The sequence below is a fragment of the Adlercreutzia sp. ZJ304 genome (genome assembly GCF_011039075.1).
Lineage (GTDB): Bacteria > Actinomycetota > Coriobacteriia > Coriobacteriales > Eggerthellaceae > Adlercreutzia_A.
On record NZ_JAAKEG010000003.1, the window covers coordinates 98,812 to 120,146 of the forward strand.

General features: G+C 46.7%; 17 protein-coding genes. 14 read left to right on the forward strand and 3 right to left on the reverse strand.

Annotated features, from left to right (window positions below; translation table 11 throughout):
- Nucleotides 1-324 precede the first annotated feature (324 nt).
- The 9 genes from G7Y46_RS01955 (at nt 325) to G7Y46_RS01995 (ending at nt 13,554) form a co-directional block, all read left to right on the forward strand.
- Nucleotides 325-570: a hypothetical protein gene (locus G7Y46_RS01955; RefSeq protein ID WP_165252074.1), complete on the forward strand. Its 246-nt coding sequence runs from the start codon at nt 325-327 to the stop codon at nt 568-570.
- Nucleotides 558-884, forward strand: coding sequence for a hypothetical protein (locus G7Y46_RS01960; RefSeq protein WP_165252076.1), 327 nt, complete (start codon nt 558-560; stop codon nt 882-884). Before G7Y46_RS01955 ends, G7Y46_RS01960 begins: the two co-directional genes overlap by 13 nt.
- Nucleotides 885-1,025: 141 nt before the next feature.
- Complete coding sequence (locus G7Y46_RS01965; protein WP_165252078.1) at nt 1,026-3,083, forward strand: hypothetical protein; 2,058 nt, start codon at nt 1,026-1,028, stop codon at nt 3,081-3,083.
- 58 nt (nt 3,084-3,141) lie between these two features.
- Nucleotides 3,142-3,792 (forward strand): flagellar protein FliS, encoded by a 651-nt coding sequence (locus G7Y46_RS01970; protein ID WP_165252080.1) that lies wholly within the window; start codon nt 3,142-3,144, stop codon nt 3,790-3,792.
- Nucleotides 3,793-3,971: 179 nt separating this feature from the next.
- Nucleotides 3,972-4,742, forward strand: coding sequence for a hypothetical protein (locus G7Y46_RS01975; RefSeq protein ID WP_165252082.1), 771 nt, complete (start codon nt 3,972-3,974; stop codon nt 4,740-4,742).
- A gap of 17 nt (nt 4,743-4,759) precedes the next feature.
- Nucleotides 4,760-5,530 (forward strand): hypothetical protein, encoded by a 771-nt coding sequence (locus G7Y46_RS01980; protein WP_165252084.1) that lies wholly within the window; start codon nt 4,760-4,762, stop codon nt 5,528-5,530.
- A gap of 32 nt (nt 5,531-5,562) precedes the next feature.
- Nucleotides 5,563-10,992 (forward strand): hypothetical protein, encoded by a 5,430-nt coding sequence (locus tag G7Y46_RS01985; RefSeq protein ID WP_165252086.1) that lies wholly within the window; start codon nt 5,563-5,565, stop codon nt 10,990-10,992.
- A 136-nt stretch (nt 10,993-11,128) separates the two neighbouring features.
- The gene (locus G7Y46_RS01990) at nt 11,129-12,694 is read left to right on the forward strand and encodes a hypothetical protein (protein WP_165252088.1); all 1,566 of its coding nucleotides are present in this window, start codon (nt 11,129-11,131) and stop codon (nt 12,692-12,694) included.
- A gap of 14 nt (nt 12,695-12,708) precedes the next feature.
- Nucleotides 12,709-13,554: a hemolysin family protein gene (locus tag G7Y46_RS01995; protein ID WP_165061987.1), complete on the forward strand. Its 846-nt coding sequence runs from the start codon at nt 12,709-12,711 to the stop codon at nt 13,552-13,554.
- Between the two features lie 385 nt (nt 13,555-13,939).
- On the opposite strand, the gene G7Y46_RS02000 is transcribed toward G7Y46_RS01995, so the two are convergent.
- A complete protein-coding gene (locus G7Y46_RS02000; RefSeq protein ID WP_165252090.1) occupies nt 13,940-14,893 on the reverse strand; it encodes a hypothetical protein in 954 nt (317 codons plus the stop codon).
- Nucleotides 14,894-15,147: 254 nt separating this feature from the next.
- Between G7Y46_RS02000 and G7Y46_RS02005 the strand changes: the two genes are divergently transcribed.
- On the forward strand, nt 15,148-15,342 hold the full coding sequence (locus G7Y46_RS02005) for a hypothetical protein (protein ID WP_165252092.1): 195 nt from the start codon (nt 15,148-15,150) through the stop codon (nt 15,340-15,342).
- 375 nt (nt 15,343-15,717) lie between these two features.
- On the opposite strand, the gene G7Y46_RS02015 is transcribed toward G7Y46_RS02005, so the two are convergent.
- Complete coding sequence (locus G7Y46_RS02015; RefSeq protein WP_165252096.1) at nt 15,718-16,119, reverse strand: hypothetical protein; 402 nt, start codon at nt 16,117-16,119, stop codon at nt 15,718-15,720.
- Between G7Y46_RS02015 and G7Y46_RS02020 the strand changes: the two genes are divergently transcribed.
- From G7Y46_RS02020 to purB, 4 genes are read left to right on the forward strand one after another with little or no spacing between them, the layout of a single operon-like run.
- On the forward strand, nt 16,100-16,972 hold the full coding sequence (locus G7Y46_RS02020; protein ID WP_165252098.1) for a CMP-2-keto-3-deoxyoctulosonic acid synthetase: 873 nt from the start codon (nt 16,100-16,102) through the stop codon (nt 16,970-16,972). The genes G7Y46_RS02015 and G7Y46_RS02020 overlap by 20 nt on opposite strands.
- Before the next feature lie 2 nt (nt 16,973-16,974).
- Nucleotides 16,975-17,646, forward strand: a complete 672-nt coding sequence (locus G7Y46_RS02025; RefSeq protein WP_165061998.1) for a TrkA family potassium uptake protein — start codon at nt 16,975-16,977, stop codon at nt 17,644-17,646.
- Between the two features lie 10 nt (nt 17,647-17,656).
- Complete coding sequence (locus G7Y46_RS02030) at nt 17,657-18,328, forward strand: TrkA family potassium uptake protein (protein WP_165062000.1); 672 nt, start codon at nt 17,657-17,659, stop codon at nt 18,326-18,328.
- Between the two features lie 41 nt (nt 18,329-18,369).
- A complete protein-coding gene (gene purB, locus G7Y46_RS02035; RefSeq protein WP_165252100.1) occupies nt 18,370-19,716 on the forward strand; it encodes an adenylosuccinate lyase in 1,347 nt (448 codons plus the stop codon).
- Here the strand turns inward: purB and G7Y46_RS02040 are convergent.
- The gene (locus tag G7Y46_RS02040) at nt 19,713-21,149 is read right to left on the reverse strand and encodes a Tat pathway signal protein (RefSeq protein WP_165252102.1); all 1,437 of its coding nucleotides are present in this window, start codon (nt 21,147-21,149) and stop codon (nt 19,713-19,715) included. The two genes, purB and G7Y46_RS02040, sit on opposite strands and share 4 nt — an antisense overlap.
- Between the last annotated feature and the right edge of the window lie 186 nt (nt 21,150-21,335).

Below are 21,335 nucleotides of genomic sequence, written 5' to 3' on the forward strand. Positions count from 1 at the left end.
GAGGGTATAGCGGAGCACATTCTGAAACCGATTTACAAAGCGTCTTATAAACAGTAAACACCCAGTTCCGGTGACTTTATGCCGCCGGAACTAGGGGAACCTTGACAATCGAATAGAAGACAAAACACAAACATTTGTTCTTGATTTCATCTCGATTTGATGCTAATATCAACGTATTGAACGGAGCCAATGTACGCGATAGAGGTGGCTAATCCATCCTATTCCGAAGAGGCGAAGCGCTTTCCCTTTTGCCTGATGCAACGCTTACAAGATCCTCCTAAGCAGGAAAGGCATGTGGGTAACATGTGGGCGGAAAGGAATAGTATGGCTGCAACTGGTACTATTAGAATACATATTGCTATATTGGAAGGAGGTGAAACAGGAATGTCACGCACAGAAGAAGAGCGCTACCGCAATATTGTTGAGGCGTGCAGGAAATCTGCCGAACACGATCGCGAGATTGGTTTTACGCGTCTTACTCCACAAGAAAGTGACGCGCTAATAGATATCAGGCTCGAAGCTGCTGCAAAAGAATGGGATCGTGCAGGTGATGCTTTATGCTGCATATAACATTCAGCTCTGATTTTCACGAGTCTAGCTTTGAGATATTAGAAAATATAGCTTTTTGGTACAGGAAAACGTGTCCACCTATTGAAATACGTAAAGGGTTTACCGCAGCAAGAGATAAAGCAGCGCGTTTTGTCCAAGAATATCCTGATTTTGGTCGAGGTGTTCCAGATGGACGAGTTTTCTCTTTTGAATATAAATCTAGAACTTACGTTGTCTTATATAACGTTGAAGACGACGAGATAATTCTGCGAGATATAGCGGATGGCAGAAGTCGTAAGGCTTCAAAGTGGTTAGAGGGTCTTGAAGATCTTTAGTTTTAGCGCGGGTTTATACAAGTAAATATTTGTCTTCTATTCGGCTGTCAAATTTGGCAGCCGTTTTTGTTTGCAAAAGCGGCTGCATGAATTGAAGAAAGCTCCTGTAAGGGACTATGTAACGGATAAAAGGCGGATAGCATGTTAGAAAAAGCGATGCTGCAAAAAACAAAGACTAATTCAGCTTTAAAGACAATGCTCTTTTTGGCAGTCTTGTGCGCATTCGTATTAGCAATAGCCAATACAGGGCGTGCATTCGCTGCCGGCATAGATTATTCCGGCGATATGGGCATGCACATTACTGATTCCACCGAAAATACATTCACTGGAGAAGTAAGCGTAGCAGCATCCGTCGGCATGAATATGTATATTACCGACTCTACTGAAAATACATTCACTGGAAGCGCAAGTGCAAAAACATCTACTAGCATGAATTTGTACGTTGTAGATTCCAGCACAGTCAGTCCAGTAATAAGCAATTATGAAGCCATAGAAACATCTACCAGTATGGGTATGTATGTTACCGACTCTACCAAAGAAGGCGGCATGGCAGATGGCAATACAGGTGGCAAATACAACGAAGCTACGGGCGCATTTGAAAGCAACATGCAATTAGGTCTGTGGGTTACTAATAGTTTACTTAAGGATGACGGAACACCTAACACATCTACTACAGGGGAGTTGAATACAAACTTAGGTATTTGGGTAACGGATGGCACGCAGGTGCAGTCTTCTGATGCGGTTCATGTTAGCTGGGATTTGGGCATTCCGAATGCGCAATGGGTTGATGGTACTAACAATATCAAGGTGCAAAATATAGAACTGGAAAATGGGCAGGGTACGCTTAGTGCTCCACCAATGGATATTAAAAATATATGTGGCTACTACTTGGCAGGTTGGAAAGTTAACGGCAGCAATTATGCGCAAAGTTTAAACAACATCACTCTTCAGCCGTTTGCTGACTATACGCTCGTAGCCGATTGGCAACCCCGTATTTACGAAATAACTATAGATGCGACAGGTAGTAGTGTCGACGATGATGCTTGGACGCAAACAAGCGGCACAAGCACATATACGGCAACTTTCACAGGACCGAATGAAAGCGTTACGCTGCCGCCTGTTGCGCAGCGAACAGGTTATACATTTAATGGTTGGGGAAATGCCCCTGCCAACAATGTAGTGAATGCTGCTGTAGTTGAAACTGATAGCACAGAAGTATCTGCAAATAGATTAAGTGCATCATATTGTGTCAAGTGGGACGCAAACACCTATACAGTAAAGCTATACAACGATGACACATGCGACGAAAGTACGCTGCTAGCTACTAGCGATGCGCTTAGCTATGGCGATGGAGAAGACAGCAAAGTTACGCTGCTTTCAAACGACAACCTTGCCAACGACAAGAAGCCTTACGGATTTGCTTTAGTTGGCTGGCGCACGCTGCCACAAAATAGCAATCTTGTGGCAACCACTTACAACCCGAACGGGGATGCTGCCGATAAGCCTACAGTAAAAGCGCTGGTAGACAACGTAGCTGGTCCGGCTGAATCGGGCGGCGTAGTTACTGGCAACGATGCGTTTGATGAAGATGGAAAGCAACTAAAAACCGCACGATACATAAAGCTATATGCGGTATGGCAGCCCGTGTATAACATTGCTCTTCCGCTAACTAATGGCACAAATAGTCGTGTTGATATGACGCTAGATGTAACACTTCATCAAATTACGGCTACTTCGGCTAATGGGCAAAATAAGAAGCTGGTAGTGGAATCTCGCTCTCCGTTCGATGTGAATGTTCTGGCAAAGTCTATACCCGTGCGCGACAGCAGTAACAAATGCGTTATAGAGCAACTATTGTGGCCCAAGGACGACTCTACAGTTACGGTTGAAGATGCGCTGAAATTCCAGTATGCGGGTTCATATGTGGGAACTACTAACGCATTTAATCAGCAATTCAACTTTGATGGCAGCACCAATACTCAGGTAGGAACCCTGACGGCCGCTTCTCAAAATGGCGAGAAACAAATGAGTGGCGACTTAACACTTGTATTCCCGGCGAATGAATTCAACTACAAGACTGATGCCTTGGTAAGCGACTTACAGGTGGCAGATATTACTTGGACTGTGCAATACGCAGGTACTGGGGCTATTAATCCCGGTAATACCTATGTATATAAATTGCCCGCAAGCGTGGGGTAAATCCGCTTTGTATTTCACAACATAAATCATTGACAGCAATCGATTTGAAAGAGAAAAAATGACGAACTATCAAAACAGCCAACAAGATAAAAACACGCGACCGACTGGCTATAGCATGCGTACAGCGCAAAAGTCAGAGAGCGCTGCTGAAAACGACAAAAACAACAAGCGTTCTAGTGCGGAAAACAAGGCGCGACCGACTGCGCAAGGAGGCGGCAACAAGCGTACCATTTTCATAGTTATAGCCTGCGTAATTATTGCGCTTGTTGTGTGGTTGTGCGTGTGGCTGTTTGCTTGCAACGGGAATAGTCTGTTCGATCCCAACGCACAAACCGGGCAAGCACCCTATAAAAGTGAAGAAGAAATGCAGGCTGAACTTGACCGCGTGGTCGAAGAGGGCATGTTCAATATTTCCATTGCTAGCGTAATTGAATTTGCTGATGGTACTTCATCGGGCACAGCGTACATAGAGAACGTGCCGGGCAATCGTTACAACATGCAGGTAACTATAACCGACGACAACTCTGGGGATGTGTTGTACGAGAGCGGCGTGCTACAGCCCAATCAGTTTATAGAAAGCATTGTTTTGGTAAAAGATTTAGAGGCGGGAACATATCCAGCAACTGCCACATTCACGGCGCTTGACCCCACAACATATGACCAAGTGGGTCAGGCTGCCGCAAAGATAACGCTGAACGTGGCGGGTTAATCAAGAAAGTCAAAGTAGTTAAGGCGGTGGCGGTGTGTTCACAAAGTGAGAACTGTAGAGCGACCGAGCATTTCACCACTGCCTTAACGGATAAGACAAGAGGTATCAAGCGGATAAATAGGGAAATCCGCTCGTACATAAGCAGGACGAAATGGCTGATAACTAAAGGAGGAAAAGCCATGAAAAAGACTAGTAAGTTATTGGGTGCTATAGGGCTTAGCGCTGCGCTTGCTATCGGGACAGCGGTGCCAGCATTTGCTGCTACCACACAATGGACAGATGCCGGCAACAATGATGAAACTAAAGCATTGGGATCACTTGTTGAGGATGGAACTAAAGGGGAAATTGCTGATGGTTCTAACAGTTCTACTAAAGTTCATATCGGCACAAATATTTCGCAACTTAGTGTGCAAGTGCCCATTAAGCTATATTTGGCAACCGAATCGGCTGGCGGTGCTCTTATAGCGCCTTCCGCTGGAACGTATACGATTAAGAACTATACGACGACTGCTAATATTTTCGTAACCAAGGTGCAATGCGACTATAGCACGGGTAATGAAGCTGGTAAAGATTGGCTACTAGTTGAGGATGGCGCTCTTGTAGGTGCTGGTGTTGCAGCTGCAGACGCAACGCATGCGAACCTAAAGGTAGACATGGCTGCGAAACAACCATATAACGCTTCCGGCGATAAGTTGGCATCATCTAGCGCTCTTGGAAATTGGACTCTTTCTGCTGACACTACAGATAACAAGAATGTTAAAGATCTTTCTGCTGGTAATGGATGGGTTATTTACAAAGCCAAGGATGCCAGTACTCCCTGTGATATAGAAATTGACTTTTCAGGTCAAAGTTCAGTCGTGAAGGCTCCTGAGGGCTTCAACAGCACGGCTGGTGCAGATGGTAACAACGCATTCAACCTGACCTATACCATTAGCGCATCTAACGCGTAAGAAAGACAGGCATCCGTATGACGAATCGCGATCAGCATAACCCGATCTTCCGGGACGATACTTATCAGCAACAGGCAAATGCCAATCGCGTTCGTACGTACGGAATGAATGAAAGGGCTGTGCCGCCGAATGCGCCCAACGCGTCAACTGCGCCGTACGCGCCAAATGCGGCGCAAATGCAAACGCAAGCGCAAGCGCAATACGCACAATACGCGGCGGCGCAGCCCGGATATTCAAGCAATGCGTATCGTCCGCCTGTTACAAGTCAGCCGTCGCAAGCGTCCAAGCGCAAACGTGGCGCAGGGTTTTGGGTGGGCATTGTCGTAGCAATTTTGGCGCTAATTGCAGCTGCCATTCTTGCTTACTTCATGCTGTTTGGCGGCGATGGTCGTGGGGCCCGTAGTGGCACTGCTGGTCAACTAGAAGGCAAAACGCCCGAAGAAGTGCAGGCTGAAATAGACCGCGTAGTAGAAGAAGGTATGTTCAATATAAGCATTGCTAGTGTGGTGGAATTTCAAGACGGTACAAGCGAAGGCGAATTCAAAATAGAAAATGTGCCCAACAATCCGTACCTAATGCGGGTAGTAATTACGCGAGAAGATACGGGCGAGCAAGTGTATGAGACGGGCATTATCGAGCAAAACTTTCATATTCAAAGCGATAAGCTGGATGTGGATTTGGCGAAAGGGCAATACCCCTGTGTAGCCACTTTCTATGCACTAGACCCCGAAACTGAGGAAGAAGTAGGGTCGGCTGCTGCTCAGATAACAATAAATGTGCTTGGGTAAAAGTAAGGGAACTGGGAAATAAGGGACTTGCCATGAAATCATTGAAACACAAAATTTTGGCATGCATATTGGCAACAGTTTTAGCATTTGGGATGTGTCCTACTGCGGCATTTGCGGCTAATACAAACGGGCAATCTGAGCGTTCGGGTGCCGTTGAGCCAAATGTGCCTACAGTTGTAGATCCGGATGCACCAAACGTTACTACTGAGGGTGGTACGGGCACAACTGACGTATATATACTTACCGACCAAACGGTTGACCCTAGCACTTTTGCCATAGCGGAGCATACTGCGAATCCCGTACAAAAGTCAGAGGTAAAAAGCGGTGCTGTTAATAGCCTGTGGGTGAATACTCAAAATGGCAAAAGTCCTTACACAGCAAAATGGGAGCGTATATATAGCGCCGACGAAAACTTCAGTATTAACGATTCGTCTTGGCAGGCGGGTACGTCCGGTTATGCGTTGCTTTCGGAAAGTGAAGTGCAGCCGCAAAATGTTCCTGCAGGTCAGCAGGGCGATGCGAAGTTTGGTTGGGCTATCGCTATGGACGATTTTCCCAATGATGGCGTTTACTACTATCGCGTTACTGTAACCGACAGTACTGGCAGCGCCAATGCGCAGTCTTACACGTTCAAGGTGAATTTTGTAGATCAGTATCATGGGGGCACTATCGAAGATGGTGACGAAAACCCTTCTATTTGGCAAGTTAGCGGCTATGAATTCAACGATGCTAGTATGGTTGCACAGCTGCCCAGTGGCAGCATTCACAAAAGGACATGGCTTGAATATGCGCAGCTAACCAATTCTGCTGATTCCGATTTTTCAGCCATTTATTCAGCTGCTGCCGCGCAGGATGAGACAACACTTGGTGTTTGGCAATTGATGATAGATGGTGATGAAAACATCCCAAGCGACGAAGCGCTTTACATAGATGATGTTTTGGTCACTATGCACGTTCCGGAAGAGATGATAAATGACGGCAATTATTCTGTATGGTGGAAATACGGCGACACGTTAACTCAAATAAACAGTGCACCCTTGTCTAATTCCAAACAACCGCAGGTTGGTAGTCTGAAAATTAATCATGGCGAAAATGGCGACACGATAACTTTTCTGATAAGTGGTACTGGCGCCAAGCTTGGCACATTTGGCATTTCGAAAGATGTGCCGCAAGAGGTAAAGCAGTTCACCATAACACCCAAGGTTAGCGATTCTACGGGTGGTCAGGTAATTCCAGCACAGGCGCAAACCTTTACTGAAGGCGACGGCGTGGCACGCACGTTCGTCTTCCAATCGTACGAGGACTGGGAGGTGGATAATGTTGTGCTACAGCGTAAATCTGGCGCACCTATTGTTGTTCCAAAAGCTGGTAGCGATGCTGTTGTGAATCCTGAGGTGGGTGAGTGGAGTGGCAATACTTATACAATTCCCGATTCTTGGACCGACGACGCAACGCTTACAGTAACGTTTGCGCAGACATCAAACGTTAATCCGCCTACAGACGAAGATGGTAACGAAGAAACGCTAAGCGCAGATGTTTCTGCAGGTGCTAATGGCGCTGTGTTCGTGGGTGAGAAAAAGGCTGCCAATAAGGTTAGCGAAAATACTTCAGCGCAGTTTGCTACTTCTTACAGTAATACCAGCGACAAATTTCAGCTGAAAGTAAACGAGGCAATCCAGTTGTTCTTCGAGCCCGCTACAGTAGGAACTGCGTATCGTGCAAAAACCGTAAAGATAAAACCGCATGCCAGTGCCGATTCGGAATACGTTTCCTATGCTGTTAGCGGCGATTCTTTCACTACTCCTAAGCTGCAATCCAGCATAGATATATATGTAGAATTCGAAGAGTACCTTGGTGGCGGCGAAGTTCGACACAATGTTGCAGCGGTGGTTGATGCTGCTAGTCCTGCCAATAGCGGTAGCGTTGTTATTGAGGGCACCACTAGTTCTACGGGTACTGTGTTAGATGCGCAAGGCGTTACATTTGTGGCTACGGCACTTCCCGGTTTTCAGCTTGCTAGTGCTGCTATTGTAGATAATGCGGACAACCAGTTAACGGATATGACTGATGCTGTGCGGTCTGCGCAGACGACGGCAGCAGGAACGCAATATACGCTTCGCGTAGCACCAGTTTTAAGCGATTTGCGTGTTAGCTTTACGTTTGAGCCGGCACCTATTTCGGTATTTTTCGACGTGCCAGATGGGGCGGGTATAGATGTATTGGGGCAGCCTGAATTCGACAAAGACGGAAATCCTGTCGTAAGGCAAGATGGCAGTCCTATCGAATTTGCGGTTACGCCGGATGCAAGCCATGATGTGTTATCTGTTTCTATGGGCGGCAACACGCTTTCTCCTACGAGCATGCAACATAATGACAACGGCATTCCCGTGTATATCTATCGCATTATTTTTGAAGATGCTCAGCGTGGCAATACTGTTAATGTGGTGCTTTCTCAGGTCGTAGTGGAAGACCCTACAAGTCCAGATGTTCCTGTTGGTGAAGACACATCAGATAAAACTATAACTGCCCGTACTGAAGGCGGCGGTAAAGCGTTGCCTGCAAGTGCAACTGTGGAATATAACGGATCGGCTACTATAGATTTCATGCCTGATGAAGGCAATAAACTAGTTGCTATTCGTGTCGTAAAGTACGACAGTCATGGCAACGAAATATCAAATAAACGTTTCGAGTGGCAAACACCCAGTTACACTGTTTCCGAAATAAGGGGCAACATTGATGTGGTTGCTTACTTCGAACCGAAGGATGCGGAAGATGGCTCTTCCGATTGGGCTGACCAGATAGGTAGCTATACGGTTAGCGTGCAGGCAAGCGCTGGTGGTGTGGTGAAGCCCGAAAGCGATGTTGCGGGCACTCATCAAGTTAGAATTAATGAAGGCAGTTGGCGCACGTTTACGTTCACTCCGGATGCCGGCATGGAAGTGGGCGATGTTTTCTTAATAGATTCTTCCGGTAATAGTAAGTTGGTGGCTAGCGGTCAGACTAGCTATCAACTGAAGCCTGCGGGTGATTGCACGCTTCAGGTGAATTTTGTTGCTGCGGCTGCTGGCGAAAGTGGTGCTAGTGGTAATGCGCGCGCTGAGGTAGAGTCGGCTGTTCAGGTGTTTATCCAAACCGACAACACTTTCCTAGAAACAACTTTAGAAAACTGGGAAGACATTTTATCGGTTGACCCTATGTCAAAGTCTGTAAAAATGGGTGACTCTGCTAGCTTTATAGTTAGGATTAATCGCACAAAAGGGTACGTTTTTAAGGGCATAACTGCTGAAAGTGACGGACTTGCTGTAGATGTAAGTTTTCGACCTATCGTCGATGGCGAAGTTTTAGATACCGAGTACGTTTATAGCGCTGCGTCTCAGATGCGGTTGGTAAGAAATATGGCTAGGCAGGCTACAGCGCAGGCAATAGAAGATTACGAGGCGTATCTAGTAACTATTAAAACCGTAAATGCAAAAACTACTATGTCGCTAAAGCTGCAAAGCGAAGAAGATTACACCAATCAAACTGGTGTCTCAGCGGAAACAATCTCTTCGGGATTAACCAATAATATTTATATACAGTCCACAGGAGACGGTATTGTGGGCGTGTTTGATGCTAGTGGTGCACAACTAACAAATATTCCAATGGTGTCAGGCTATGTTGAGCGAATAAGCGTTACTCCTAATCGTGGTGCTTATGTTAAGAAAGCGCTGCTATTTACTGGTAATGGTGTATCCACGGCAACAACTATTGAACAGCTAAGTAGCTTGCCAGATGTAAGCATGGACGATGTTACTAATATGGCGCGTGGTGGTACGGTTAGCATACTTGGCGGCAATCAAGATACGCGGTTGGTTGTGGAATTTGCTCATACCGATGTTGTTGATGGTGTTGCGGTGAATGTACTGAATTCTGCTGCGTCTGATGTATCGGTAGATGGCGCGAAGTATAAAACTTATACGTCCACATTCACGAAAGCTGATGGCTCTGTGCAGAATGTACGTTTCTACATGACACCAAATGCTTCCGAAGGTTTTCCGCGCAATGTTGCGCAAAATTTCACCTTCCGTATTATCGACAAACAAGTGGGCACGTACGCCATAGATACACTAATTTTGAATGGCGAGACTGCTAGCGTTACCCATGGAGCCGATTATGTTCAGCTTCCGATGGACGGCGATAGTAATCTTTTGCTGACTTTCCGTGAACTTGGCGAAGACGAGACACCAATAACTACAGATGTGCGCTACAAAATGAATGTGGAGCAGCCGACGGGTGCAGTTATTGCTCCTAGTACGCATGAGGTAGCGCTGGGTGCGTCGCCGGTGTTTCAGATAACGCCTGTAGATACAGGGAATAACCCCATTCAGAATGTAATCGAAGCAGTGTTGCTGGATGGGCATTATGTTTACCCGCAATACGATTCTTCCTATTTCGATTACGATTCAATTACGGGCGTATATGCGGTAAAAGAAACTGGCGAAAAGTTTATTTACGATGCCGGTGCTAGCAAGTTGTCGCTTCTTGAGGTTAGTGGCTCGCATAGCGTGGCGGCTGAAGTATTTCGCGCTGTTGGTGTGTTGGTGGACTACGAAGCTGAAGCCGAAAACGGTTTGGTAGTGCCAAATGGCGAGGTATGGTGGCCTGTAGACGATGAAGATGTACCACAAAGTTTGCGTTTATATGTAGCTCCAAGAAATGGATACGCGCTGAAATCTTTTACTGTAAACAATATTGAGCGCACTCCATTTGAAGCAGAAGAGGCAAACGATGCTATAGCGAATTGGCAGCCTAAAGAATTACGTCCTATGGCGGCATATGGGGTGGCTAAACAAGTTAGTAATACAGCACATGTAGGTTATGTAGCTTCTGAGAGCGCTTCGCTTATAAATACTGTACGCGAACTGGTATCTGTTGATACGGCATATGCCGATGAGGTGGTTTACGGGGCTGGTCTTGCATATGATTTAACGCGCGACGATTTTCCAACGGAAAAATATGTGAAAGTTGCTGCGAAATTTGAGCTACCTCAGCATCAGAGTACGTTTGACGTCAATGTGGAAGTGGTAGGCGGAGATAGTGGTCACGGTAGCATTCAGTTAAGTTCAAGCAGACTAGTTAGCCAAGCTACTTTTAATGTTAAGGCGGGCGATTCTCAATCTATAAAATTTGCTCCAAATGTAGGTTATATAATTGCCGAGCTTACAGATAATGGAATAGACGTTACTGCCAATGTGCGCGATTTTGTATATACGCTTGCTCATGTTTCTGAGCGGCACGATATTAAGGTTACATTCAAGCGCGTATTAGGACCGGCTATGGGTACAGATCGCGCGGTAAAGCAGCTAGCGTCGCTAGCAAAGACAGGCGACTTAAATGCGCCAGCATTAACGCTTTTGCTAGGTATTGCTTGTGCGGCTGTGGGCGTAGCTATTTTCTCTTCGAGCCGTCGAAAACGTTGCTAGAATATGCCAAAGCATCCTATTCATAGCATGCAATTACATATTAACTTCGTATAGATTTCCGCTTTTTTCGTAGTGTTAGTTTTGTTCGTTTACAATTAGCTGAACTGCGTGAAGATTTATCCGTTTAGGGATGCTAATGGCAAAGAAGAATAAGAAAAAATATGATATTGAGCCTGATTCTCAACAAGTACAGGTTCAACGAGTTACTCAGGCTGCTGAAGATGGTATGGCAGCAAAGGCAACACTAGATGCGGGCGGTAATCCTGCTGTTTCGAATGAGGACTCTGAGCGCGCGCTTAAAGAAGCTGTAGAAGCGGCACGCGAAAGTGCGGCTGTTCTTCGCGAGGCAGCTAATGCGTTGTCGCAGTCGGCGGCGCAATCTGTGGCGGTTTCAAGGTGGGGTCAGTTTCCGGGTCAGAACATGGGTATGCCGAACACTGGCGCAATGCCTATGCTGCCACCGCAGCTTCCACCGCAATATGCTGACAATATGCGTGCGCCTATGATGGATATGTCTGGCAGTTATCCTAGTGGTTACTATAACGATGCTGCTGTAAGGCGCAATTACGATTTACGTGAATCTGTAGGATACAGTCCGAAAGAACCCGGCGTTGCGAAGGTTGTCGATGAAGATCGCGGTGGCAAGCGTTGGAGTTCGCCAATAAAAAGCCTGAAGTCGCGCGTTGCTTCTGTTGCGGGCGGTTCTGCGGTTGCTGCGTCTGGCGTTGGGCAGCAGCCAGTGGTTGATGCATCGGTGTTGTCGGGGCTTCCTAAATTCGGCGAAGCACCCGATCCTCTTCCCACTCCGCAAGAGATACTTGCCAGTTTGCCTTCATTTGAAGCGGTTGACCAATCGGCATCAACGCCAACGTCAGTGTCAGCACCGGCGCCGGCACCAACATCGGCAGTGGCACCTTCTGCTGCTGTGTCGGTAGAGCCTGTTTACCAACAGCCTCAGCAGTCTGTTCAAGTGCCCGTAGCCGATCAATCTGAAGCTATGGCTTCCGCTGCTTATGCCGACTCTACAGCATTCTCAACAGACGTTTCAACTTCTGCAACTCAGGTTATACCTAGCCCTGAGCATGTTATAGAAGTTCCAGCGCAAGAGGTGGTTTACAGCGATATGCAACCAGCCGATCCTTATACTCAAACTTACAACAACGTGCCTGAGTTTGATCCCGCTACTATGTACGATCCAACTCAAGTATTCGAACCAGTGCAGCAGCCCTACGAGCCTATGCAGCCAATGTACGATCAAACACAGCAGCTCTACGACTCTATGCAGCAACCTTACGATCCTACGCAACAGCTTTACGATCCGCTTGCTTACAGCAATGGTGCGGGTGCCTATAATTCCTACCCCGATGCGGTAATGTATACAGAGCCAGTCAAAGGCGGCAAAGCTACCATGTCGCTTATCTTGGGCATTCTGTCAATTTTGCTAGCTTTCATTCCGCCGCTTGGGTTGGTGTTGGCAATAATTGCCGTGCTTCTTGCGAAGTCTTACACTAAGAAAGGCGGTACTGCGCCACGTGCAAGTACCGGTCGTGTATGCGGCATTGTTGGTATTGTGCTAAGCCTGTTGCTTGCTGTGGCTATTGGTGTCTTTGTTGCTTATTTCATAGGTGGCTTGTATGGCGAATCGAATGCCGGCGCAATAATGGGATACCTGCAAACAACACCGTTGGCACAGTTTCTGTAAGGATTGATTGAATTATGGAAAAAGATTCCCATAAAGATAGTTCGTCAAAACAGAAACCTAGCTTTTTCGAGCGTTTTACAAACAAACGTGCCGAAGTGTCAGAAGATGAAATTCTAGAGCTATTAGATGAGGCCCCAGAACTTGCCGACGACGAAAAGCGCATGATTCAAGACATAATCGACTTGGGCGATACCGTTGTGAATGAAATATGCACTCCGCGTGTAGATGTAATGTTGGTCGAAGACAACGAAACTGGTCGGGCAGCACTAGAGCGCATGCGTGGTACTGGTTATTCGCGCCTTCCTGTGTGTCACGATAATATTGATGACATAATAGGAATAGTTCACTACAAAGATTTAATCGGTCCGCTTATGGATGGTTCTATTGACGAGCCAGTTACGCGCTTCATGTATAAGCCTATGTTTGTGCCTGAAACAAAAGATGTTATTCCTTTGTTGGGTGAAATGCAGGCTAAGCATCAGCAGATGGCAATAGTGGTTGACGAGTACGGCGGAACCGAAGGCTTAATAACAATAGAAGATATAGTCGAAGAAATTGTGGGCGAAATAGCCGACGAATCTGACATAGGCGGCGAATTGCTAACTTTTATAGAGCCCGGTGTCTGGCGTGCTGATGGGCGCTTTCCCGTAGAGGACGCGATAGAGCTTGGCTGGCCTGTGCAGATATCTGACGATTACGAAACTATTGCCGGTTGGTTAATGCTAACGCTCGATTCCGTCCCTAAGACTGGCGAAATGGTGGTTGTGGATGGCTACGAATTCAAGATACTCAAAATGCGCCGCAGCCGTATATCGTTAATAAATGTTAAACGCTTAGAGCACGAGGTTCTAAAAAACTAGGCAAGCAGTTATTACTCGCTCCTAATTCGTTGAAGTCGTATATTGCAATGCGCTTTCATCTTTCGACAGTATCGATGAGCTTCTAATAAAAGAAATCCTTTTGTTTCGAGTTGATAAGTAGTGCGTAAATCTGCATTACGATGGGCGTTTGGTCCAAAAAAATTAGAAACTTGGTCAAAACTTCCGGCTTTCCACACTCAAACACACCTAATAGCACCCGCCGAGGCATCACTGAACACTGTTTGCCCAGTGTTCTCCACATTTCAAGCTACCTATTGGGCACTCTGACCGTGGAAAGTCGGAAGTTTTGACCATTTTTTCGTAAAAATTGACCTGATACTCATTTTTTGCTTTGTTTATACAAAACCTATACACCAATGATTCATCAGTGATGACTAGAAAGCACTTTGTTGCGCAGGGCGTATCTAGCCTGTACAAATCCGTCAGATCTAATTCTTAGTCGTTTGCCAAGTCCGTGTGCTATTAATTTGGCTATGCGTTCTGTATCGTCAATAGAATTTAATTCGTCTCTGGTTAGCGTTAATACATTTATATTATGTAGTTCTAGCATGTTCCGTCTGCGAGAATCGCGCGATATATCTTTAGAGTCGCAATGAAAGGCGTCGCTATCATATTCCAGCGCTATGTGTGCCTTTTCCCACAGCATGTCTACTCGAAGAAATTGCTTGCCTAAAGCATGTTGCTGACTTTTAGAAAGCTCAATTTTCTCATTTAGTTTTGGTTTTTCTAACCCATAACCGCCATAACGAGAAGGAAGCGTAAGAAGTAATGCTGCAGCTGTTTCTCTAGGAGATGCCGAACCGTCTATTGCGTTATGCGCGGCTTTACAAAGCGCTTTTATTCCGTAGATGCTTTTTGCATGTTTAGTAAAAGCATGCAGTTTTTTAATGGAAGTAAGTGGAGGGCGTTGGCGAAAACCGCGCGTATCGGAATTGTCTAAAGTATAGTGACCGCATGCTTCAAACATTATTAGTAGTGTGTCAATGAAAGATTCGGCATTTGCTACTTGAGCTAGCGCTAATTCCGGAGACGCAACATAAACTTTGCTGTTTATTTTGAACAGTGAATTTGGCGGCAATTCTTGTGTGATTAAATGGAAGTGAATATTTGGATAATTACGTTTATTTGCGCAAGCAAGGTGTATTGGTCTTGAATCTTGATGAAACGAATTGCAGAATTCTTTTATTTCGTTCGGTGTTTCGCTGCATCGTCCAAGTCGTGTTGCCTTTGTTTTTGCAGACCTGTCTAAACAAGTGCCTGTCAGCATTTGCCAGCGCCAATATTCGAGTGCTGTGTAGCCTGTAATATAAATCGTCATGGTTATTACATTAGCATAAAGAATCCCCAGTTCAAGCCCGTTTTTTCTGTTAGCTTTTTGCAAGGTTTACGATAGATTTTATGTGAATCTATGCAATGTTTTTGTAAGAATTAAGTGCGATTTATGCAAGGTTTTTGCAAGAAACGCAGTCTATAAATAGTTTCGTAGTGTTCTCGAAAATATTAACAGCGCATTTGTTGCTAAATTATTTGATGTGCCTATATCCCTATATGCAGCTTAATCAAAGATATAGCATGAGCTACTTTGAGTCAGAAAACAGGAAAACCAACTTGCAAAACTACAGCAAAGAGGCAACCTTAGCGGTGTTGCGTAAATATTTCGGCTATAACGTTTCGTCCAAAGCAGAGCGAGGTGGTGTTTGCCGTGTTGTCGAGGCAGGATGTGCTTATAGTTATGTTAGCTGGGCAGGTAAATCTATGGGGCTGTAACAGAAGTCTCATCAATAAGAAACCTGCCACAATATGTGGTGGGTTTCTTGCATTTTATTTCAATATATAGCGGTTCAAGATAACCATTCAAGACTTTTGTTACATCCCCATAACGTCAAACGCAAAATTATTAAGAATGAACATTGAAGTACTACCCTAAACAATGAATTGTTTGAGCGGATTTGCGCAGCGCGCAAGCAAACAGGAAATAAGAAAAATACCTTTGTATATAGTTTTTTCGAATGCAGCATTGCGCGATATGTGTGTACGTATACTGCGAACGCTCGAAGATTTTCTAGAAGTAACAGCATAGGAGCTCTAAAGCAAAAATATATGTTGATATCTTTTTAGCTGAAATAGCAAATTATTACTGATTTAGGTATTTATGAGTGTATTTTTGCTTTGGTATAAAAATTTGGAAAAACTGGTCAAAACTTCCAGTTTTCCATGGTAAAAAACGCCAAATTGCCTATGTTGGTGGGTTGGTATTTCATGTTTGCCCAGTGTTCTCCACATTTCAAGCGACCTATTGGGCATTCTGACCGTGGAAAGTCGGAAGTTTTGACCAGTTTTAGAAAATTTTCCTCTTAGCTTAAAGGTTAATGTTGCCAATGACGAATTGTTGATTGCACGTCTTGTTTTATGCTGTAGAATATCCCAAAACATATTTATTCCATTGGCAGCAAATCCACCAACAATCCAGTCAGCTGTCACCGCTTCGGCGGTCGTTTTTGTGTTGGAAGGCAAAACGGAGAAGTTGACAAAGGGTAAACACATAGCAGCCAGCTCGAAAAAGGTTCAGCGCGTGCGCACAAACAAGCACAGCTCTGCTTCTTATGCTGCTTCTGGCGCAAATGCGCATTCTTGCGCTGCTGTACGTCCTAATGTTGCTACTCGCAGATCGGCTGCCATTAAAGTTTCTGTAGCTATATGCGTTGCAATCGTTATAGCTTGGGGAGCAGGTTTAGGACTGGCTTCTGCTGGCGGTTCGGCGCTTATGTCATTTTCTAACGATAATCAGAAATCCGATCAACCCACCACCGAGACTTCAATAGATTTGACGAAGACCGCGGCGTTGGGTGAAGTTTCTCAGCGCGATGTGTCGGCGGGTGTCGCTGAAATTGCAGCCGAGGAGGAGGCTGCACGCATCGCCGCTGAAGAAGCAGCTCGCAGGCACGAAGCGCAATGCATCGAAAAAGCTAAGGCTGCACAGGTTAAGTCGGCTGCAAATGGTGGCATTGGCGTTTATGCGGTCGATTTTTCTATTGGACGCGACGCGTTTATTGCAGAGTGGACTTCTCGTATAAATAAATATCTCGACGGTTCTCCCTTGGCTGGCTATGGTGCTACATTTGCGGAAGCTGCTTGGGAAAACGGTGTTGATCCGCGGTGGTCGCCGGCTATTTCGAATACTGAAAGCACAAAAGGTCGCAACTGTTTTTCGTGGCACAATGCTTGGGGTTGGACTGGTGGTTCGTGGCCAAGCTGGGATTCGGCTATACGCGCGCACGTAAAAGGCTTGGCAGAAGTTTATGGATTCACCATCAGTTTTTCTAATGCGCAGCGCTATTGTCCGCCGAATTATGCGAATTGGTATCGCGATACACTAAACGAGATGGCAAAAATCTAGCCATGAGCAACGTTATCATAGTCGGGTGCGGGCGTGTGGGTTCGCAATTGGCGAATATGTTGTCTGATGCGGGCAATAATGTTTGCTGTATCGATCGGTCGGTTGACGCTTTTGCAAATTTGGGGCGCAACTTTAATGGTTCTACAATTCAGGGAATTGGATTTGATGAAGAGGCGTTGCTGCGGGCTGGCATTGAGGAATGCGATGTTTTAGCGGCAGTTACTCAGCTAGACAATACGAATTTGATGTGTGCCGAAGTGGCAAACAGATTGTTCGATGTTCCGCATGTTATTGCAAGGCTTTATAATCCCGGTCGCGAACGCGCTTATATGCAGCTTGGAATTGATTACGTTTGCGGCACAGCGCTTGTGGCTGAAGAGATGTTTAGCAAGGTTATGAGCGGGCATGGCAGCCATATAGCTACATTTGGCGAATGTGAAGTGCTTGAATTTTCGCTAAAACTTGACAATAGCGACGATGCTTTTGCGGCGAGCAGCGTGCGTGTTGGTGAACTAGAGCGCGACCATAACGTGCGCATAATCGCGTTCGAGCGCAAGGACGGGTCGTCTAGCAGCATTCCTACAACCGATTCAGTGTTGCATAACGGTGATACAGTGTTAGCAGCTGTTCGCCACGACTATATCCAGCAGTTTACAAAGTATATGCAAGGGTAGGCGGCGCGATATGTATATCGTTATAGCCGGTGGCGGCAAAGTGGGCTCTTATCTGGCAAATGTGTTGCTGGAAAGCGGCAATCAGGTTGCCATAATAGAAGAGAACAAACAAGTAGCCGACTTGCTTTCGGTGTCGCTAGAGGGCGAGTGCCTAGTTATAAATGGCGACGGCTGCGATTCGCGATTCCAAGAAGATGCTGGAATGCGCCGTGCTGATATATTTGTTGGCGCAACAGGTCAAGACGACACGAATCTGGTCGCGTGCGAAATAGCCGGGTGCGTTTTTAATGTCAATCGCGTTATTGCGCGCGTGAATAGCCCGAAGAATTTGCGAATTTTTCGCAAAGTGGGAATCGAATGCGTTTCGTCAACCACGCTTATTGCGAATCTTATTGAGGAAGAAGCGCTGCTGGGAAATGTATCGGTGGTGTCTTCGCTGACGCATGGCAATGTTTCGCTTTCTGAATTTACCGTGGGGCACATGCGTCATCACTCCGACGAAGAGGGTGTTGCGCTGGGCGATGTAGAGTTGCCCGAAGGTGCACTTGCGGTGGCTGTGGCATACGAAGATGATGCCGAAGTTGCTAACGATGACATAATATTATTCCCGGGCGATCAGGTTATAGTAGTTGCCGACAGTGATGTATTAGATGAAGTGCGAGCAGTATTTCGTTCCTTATAGTTTTGCTTGGTGGACGGCTGCGTAAGAGGAAAGGGCTTAATATGATTGACCGCTACACACGTCCAGCTATGGGCAAAATATGGGACTTCCAGAATAAATTTGATATTTGGCGCGAAATAGAAGTGTTGGCGTGTGAAGCGCAGGCAGAGCTCGGTCAGTGCGGCATAACGGCAGAGGAAGCGAAGTGGATTCGCAATCATGCAGCAGCCGATGCAGGTCGCATAGCTGAGATCGAGCAGGTTACGAACCATGATGTAATTGCTTTCACAACGAATATGGCTGAAAACATTGATGCCGAAATACCTGAGGGTCAAGAAAAGCCTAGTCGTTGGGTGCATTACGGCATGACTTCTAGCGATTTGGGAGACACCGCCTTAAGCTATCAGATTGTGCAAGCGGCTGACATTATAATTGCGGACGTTTGTCAGCTTGGCGAAACTTGCAAACGCCGCGCGTTGGAAATGCGCGATGTTTTATGCGTAGGACGCACGCATGGTATACACGCCGAACCTATGACTTTCGGAATGAAATTTGGTAGCTGGGCTTGGGCGCTGCATCGGTGCAAAGTTCGCATGCAGCAGGCGCGCGAAGTGTGTGCCGTGGGGGCCATAAGCGGCGCGGTTGGCACGTATTCTAGTATCGATCCGTTTGTAGAGCGCTATGTGTGCGAAAAGCTAGGGCTTACGCCCGACCCGCTTTCCACGCAGGTATTAGCGCGCGACAGGCATGCGCAAATGGCTACAGCGCTGGCAACAACGGCAAGCACGCTTGAGAGCATCGCTATGCAGGTGCGCTTGCTTCAGCAAAGCGATGTTATAGAAGCTGAAGAACCGTTTACGCGCGGGCAAAAAGGCAGTTCAGCTATGCCTCACAAGCGCAATCCTATAACCGCCGAGCGCGTATGTGGTCTTTCGCGTGTGGTGAAAGCCAACGCGCAAGTGGCGCTTGATGATGTGGCGCTGTGGTACGAGCGCGACATAAGCCACTCAAGTGCCGAGCGTGTGGCGCTAGCCGACAGCTTCATAGCGCTAGATTATATGTTTGGAAAAATGCAGTGGATGCTGGATGGTTTGCAAACTTATCCGGCAAAAATGGAGCACAATTTATGGCGTACACGCGGGCTAATATTTAGCAGCAAGGTTTTGCTTGCGCTGGTGAATGCGGGTCTTACGCGCGAGGACGCATATGTAATAGTGCAGCGCAATGCTATGCGCGTTTGGGACGATATTCAAAATGCGGTTGCTGGTCCTAGTTTCCGCGAGAATATAGAGGCCGACCCGGATGCATCTGTTTTGACACCCGAACAACTAGATGCCATTTTTGATCCGAAGGCATTCTTGACGCGAATTGATCCGATTTTTGAACGCTTAGAAACTTTGGAATTCTAAACAGTTTTCCAAACTTTCATACGGCATTCTTTAATGGGGTCGCCATTTATGGGTGTGTAGTCAATATTGGTGTATGTAACCAAATTTTGGCACGTGCCATACGATGCTAAGAATTCGCCATAATCTGGTGCGCCGTTTTCCACATCTAAGGCGAAGTAGCGCTTTGCGCCTAAATCTACGCCCGATACGGCGCGTGTAGATTTAACAACGAACCAATTGTTGTACCAAGCAGGCGGTGTAACCGGTGTGCGCGGAAATCGGAACCATGTCGAGCTGCTGTACAAATCGGTAACTGCTTGGGCAGCTCTGGCGTTGGCTTCTTCTGCGTTGCGCTCTGAAAGTTGTCCGTTTTTGTCGCGTAGCGAATTTTGGGCATCAGCTGTGGCGGTTTTTAAGTCGTATGTGGGTGCGGATGCAGGCGTGTATGTGCCAAGATTCGCTATGCCATCACCGTAGTTGTATATGCCGTCGAAGCTGAATGCAAAACCACTTTCGCCATATGCCACATATATCGGGCGCATCGAGGCGGGCAACGCCAGCGCGTCGGTAACTTCGCCTGTTGCTGCGTCTATATGAGTTAGTTGGTAGCGCGTATCGCTAGTGTCGGCGCGTGGGGCACAGGCAATTCCCGAAGCTGAGGGACTAGGAGAGCAAGCCATGCGCCCATGCGATGTGTACAATGTTCGCGCAGCCTCTGGGCTGCCTCCAAATTCTACGCACATCATAAGGCTGTCTTCTTTAGTGGCATTGCCGTTTAGTTGTGGCAACACTTGCCAGAATGCGTAATTGCCGCTGGCAGCCAATGTTGGCATCTCCCAATTGGTATCGCCTTCGTGCATTAATACTGGCTCTCCTAGCTGGGCGCCGGAAAGTGTTGCCTGATAAACGCGCCAGTTTCCATCTAAAATGTCGGCTTCTGTCCATATTAGCCCGCTAGACGTAGCTCGTGCATCGTATATTTCAAAGCCGTCAGATTGTCCGTGCGCTTTGTCTAATATTGTGCGGCATGTGCCTGCGCTAAGGGAAATAAGACCTACATTTGTTAGCGGTTTGCCCGTTTCGGTAGGCAATAAGCAGGCGGCTACGTTAGGGTCGGATGCCCATACCATAGTTCCATAAGGCAGCGAAACGGATGTAACCACGCGAAGCGCTTGATTGTTTTCAATATATTCGCAGTTATCGGTTGTGAAAACGCTGCTGGTTGGAACGGATAGTGCCGGAGTATCGTGCTTTGGCGAAAAGCCACCCGTAGCTGCGAATGCGGCAGTTCCTACGGCGGCGACAGCGGCTACGCCTGCAACACCGTAAAGAAATCCGCGTCTGGTAAGCAGTATGTTTGCTATGTTGGTGGAGTCATTTTCAACGCCGGTGTTTCGTGTGCTAGCCCGATCGGCTGCGTGTTTGTGTCGTGTTGTACGCGACGAATTAGCCACGCTCGGTCGCACTCGCGTGTTGGCGTGTGCGTATTGTGAGCGCCTTTTGTTCTGCGGGCGTTTTCTGCCGTTTATTTTCATGCCTCTATTGTGTCATTTAGGCAACGCGATTTCATCCCTTAGGTTGCAAAAGGTACAATATTCCCAAGATTATTTTGTGTTGGTATGTGCTGCTGACTTTTCGGA

Bases quoted from the DNA above. Each gene is read 5' to 3' on its own strand.
- G7Y46_RS01955 (WP_165252074.1), top strand. From the start codon at position 325: ATGGCTGCAACTGGTACTATTAGAATACATATTGCTATATTGGAAGGA.
- G7Y46_RS01960 (WP_165252076.1), top strand. From the start codon at position 558: ATGCTGCATATAACATTCAGCTCTGATTTTCACGAGTCTAGCTTTGAG.
- G7Y46_RS01965 (WP_165252078.1), top strand. From the start codon at position 1,026: ATGTTAGAAAAAGCGATGCTGCAAAAAACAAAGACTAATTCAGCTTTA.
- G7Y46_RS01970 (WP_165252080.1), top strand. From the start codon at position 3,142: ATGACGAACTATCAAAACAGCCAACAAGATAAAAACACGCGACCGACT.
- G7Y46_RS01975 (WP_165252082.1), top strand. From the start codon at position 3,972: ATGAAAAAGACTAGTAAGTTATTGGGTGCTATAGGGCTTAGCGCTGCG.
- G7Y46_RS01980 (WP_165252084.1), top strand. From the start codon at position 4,760: ATGACGAATCGCGATCAGCATAACCCGATCTTCCGGGACGATACTTAT.
- G7Y46_RS01985 (WP_165252086.1), top strand. From the start codon at position 5,563: ATGAAATCATTGAAACACAAAATTTTGGCATGCATATTGGCAACAGTT.
- G7Y46_RS01990 (WP_165252088.1), top strand. From the start codon at position 11,129: ATGGCAAAGAAGAATAAGAAAAAATATGATATTGAGCCTGATTCTCAA.
- G7Y46_RS01995 (WP_165061987.1), top strand. From the start codon at position 12,709: ATGGAAAAAGATTCCCATAAAGATAGTTCGTCAAAACAGAAACCTAGC.
- G7Y46_RS02000 (WP_165252090.1), bottom strand. From the start codon at position 14,893: ATGACGATTTATATTACAGGCTACACAGCACTCGAATATTGGCGCTGG.
- G7Y46_RS02005 (WP_165252092.1), top strand. From the start codon at position 15,148: ATGAGCTACTTTGAGTCAGAAAACAGGAAAACCAACTTGCAAAACTAC.
- G7Y46_RS02015 (WP_165252096.1), bottom strand. From the start codon at position 16,119: ATGTGTTTACCCTTTGTCAACTTCTCCGTTTTGCCTTCCAACACAAAA.
- G7Y46_RS02025 (WP_165061998.1), top strand. From the start codon at position 16,975: ATGAGCAACGTTATCATAGTCGGGTGCGGGCGTGTGGGTTCGCAATTG.
- G7Y46_RS02030 (WP_165062000.1), top strand. From the start codon at position 17,657: ATGTATATCGTTATAGCCGGTGGCGGCAAAGTGGGCTCTTATCTGGCA.
- purB (WP_165252100.1), top strand. From the start codon at position 18,370: ATGATTGACCGCTACACACGTCCAGCTATGGGCAAAATATGGGACTTC.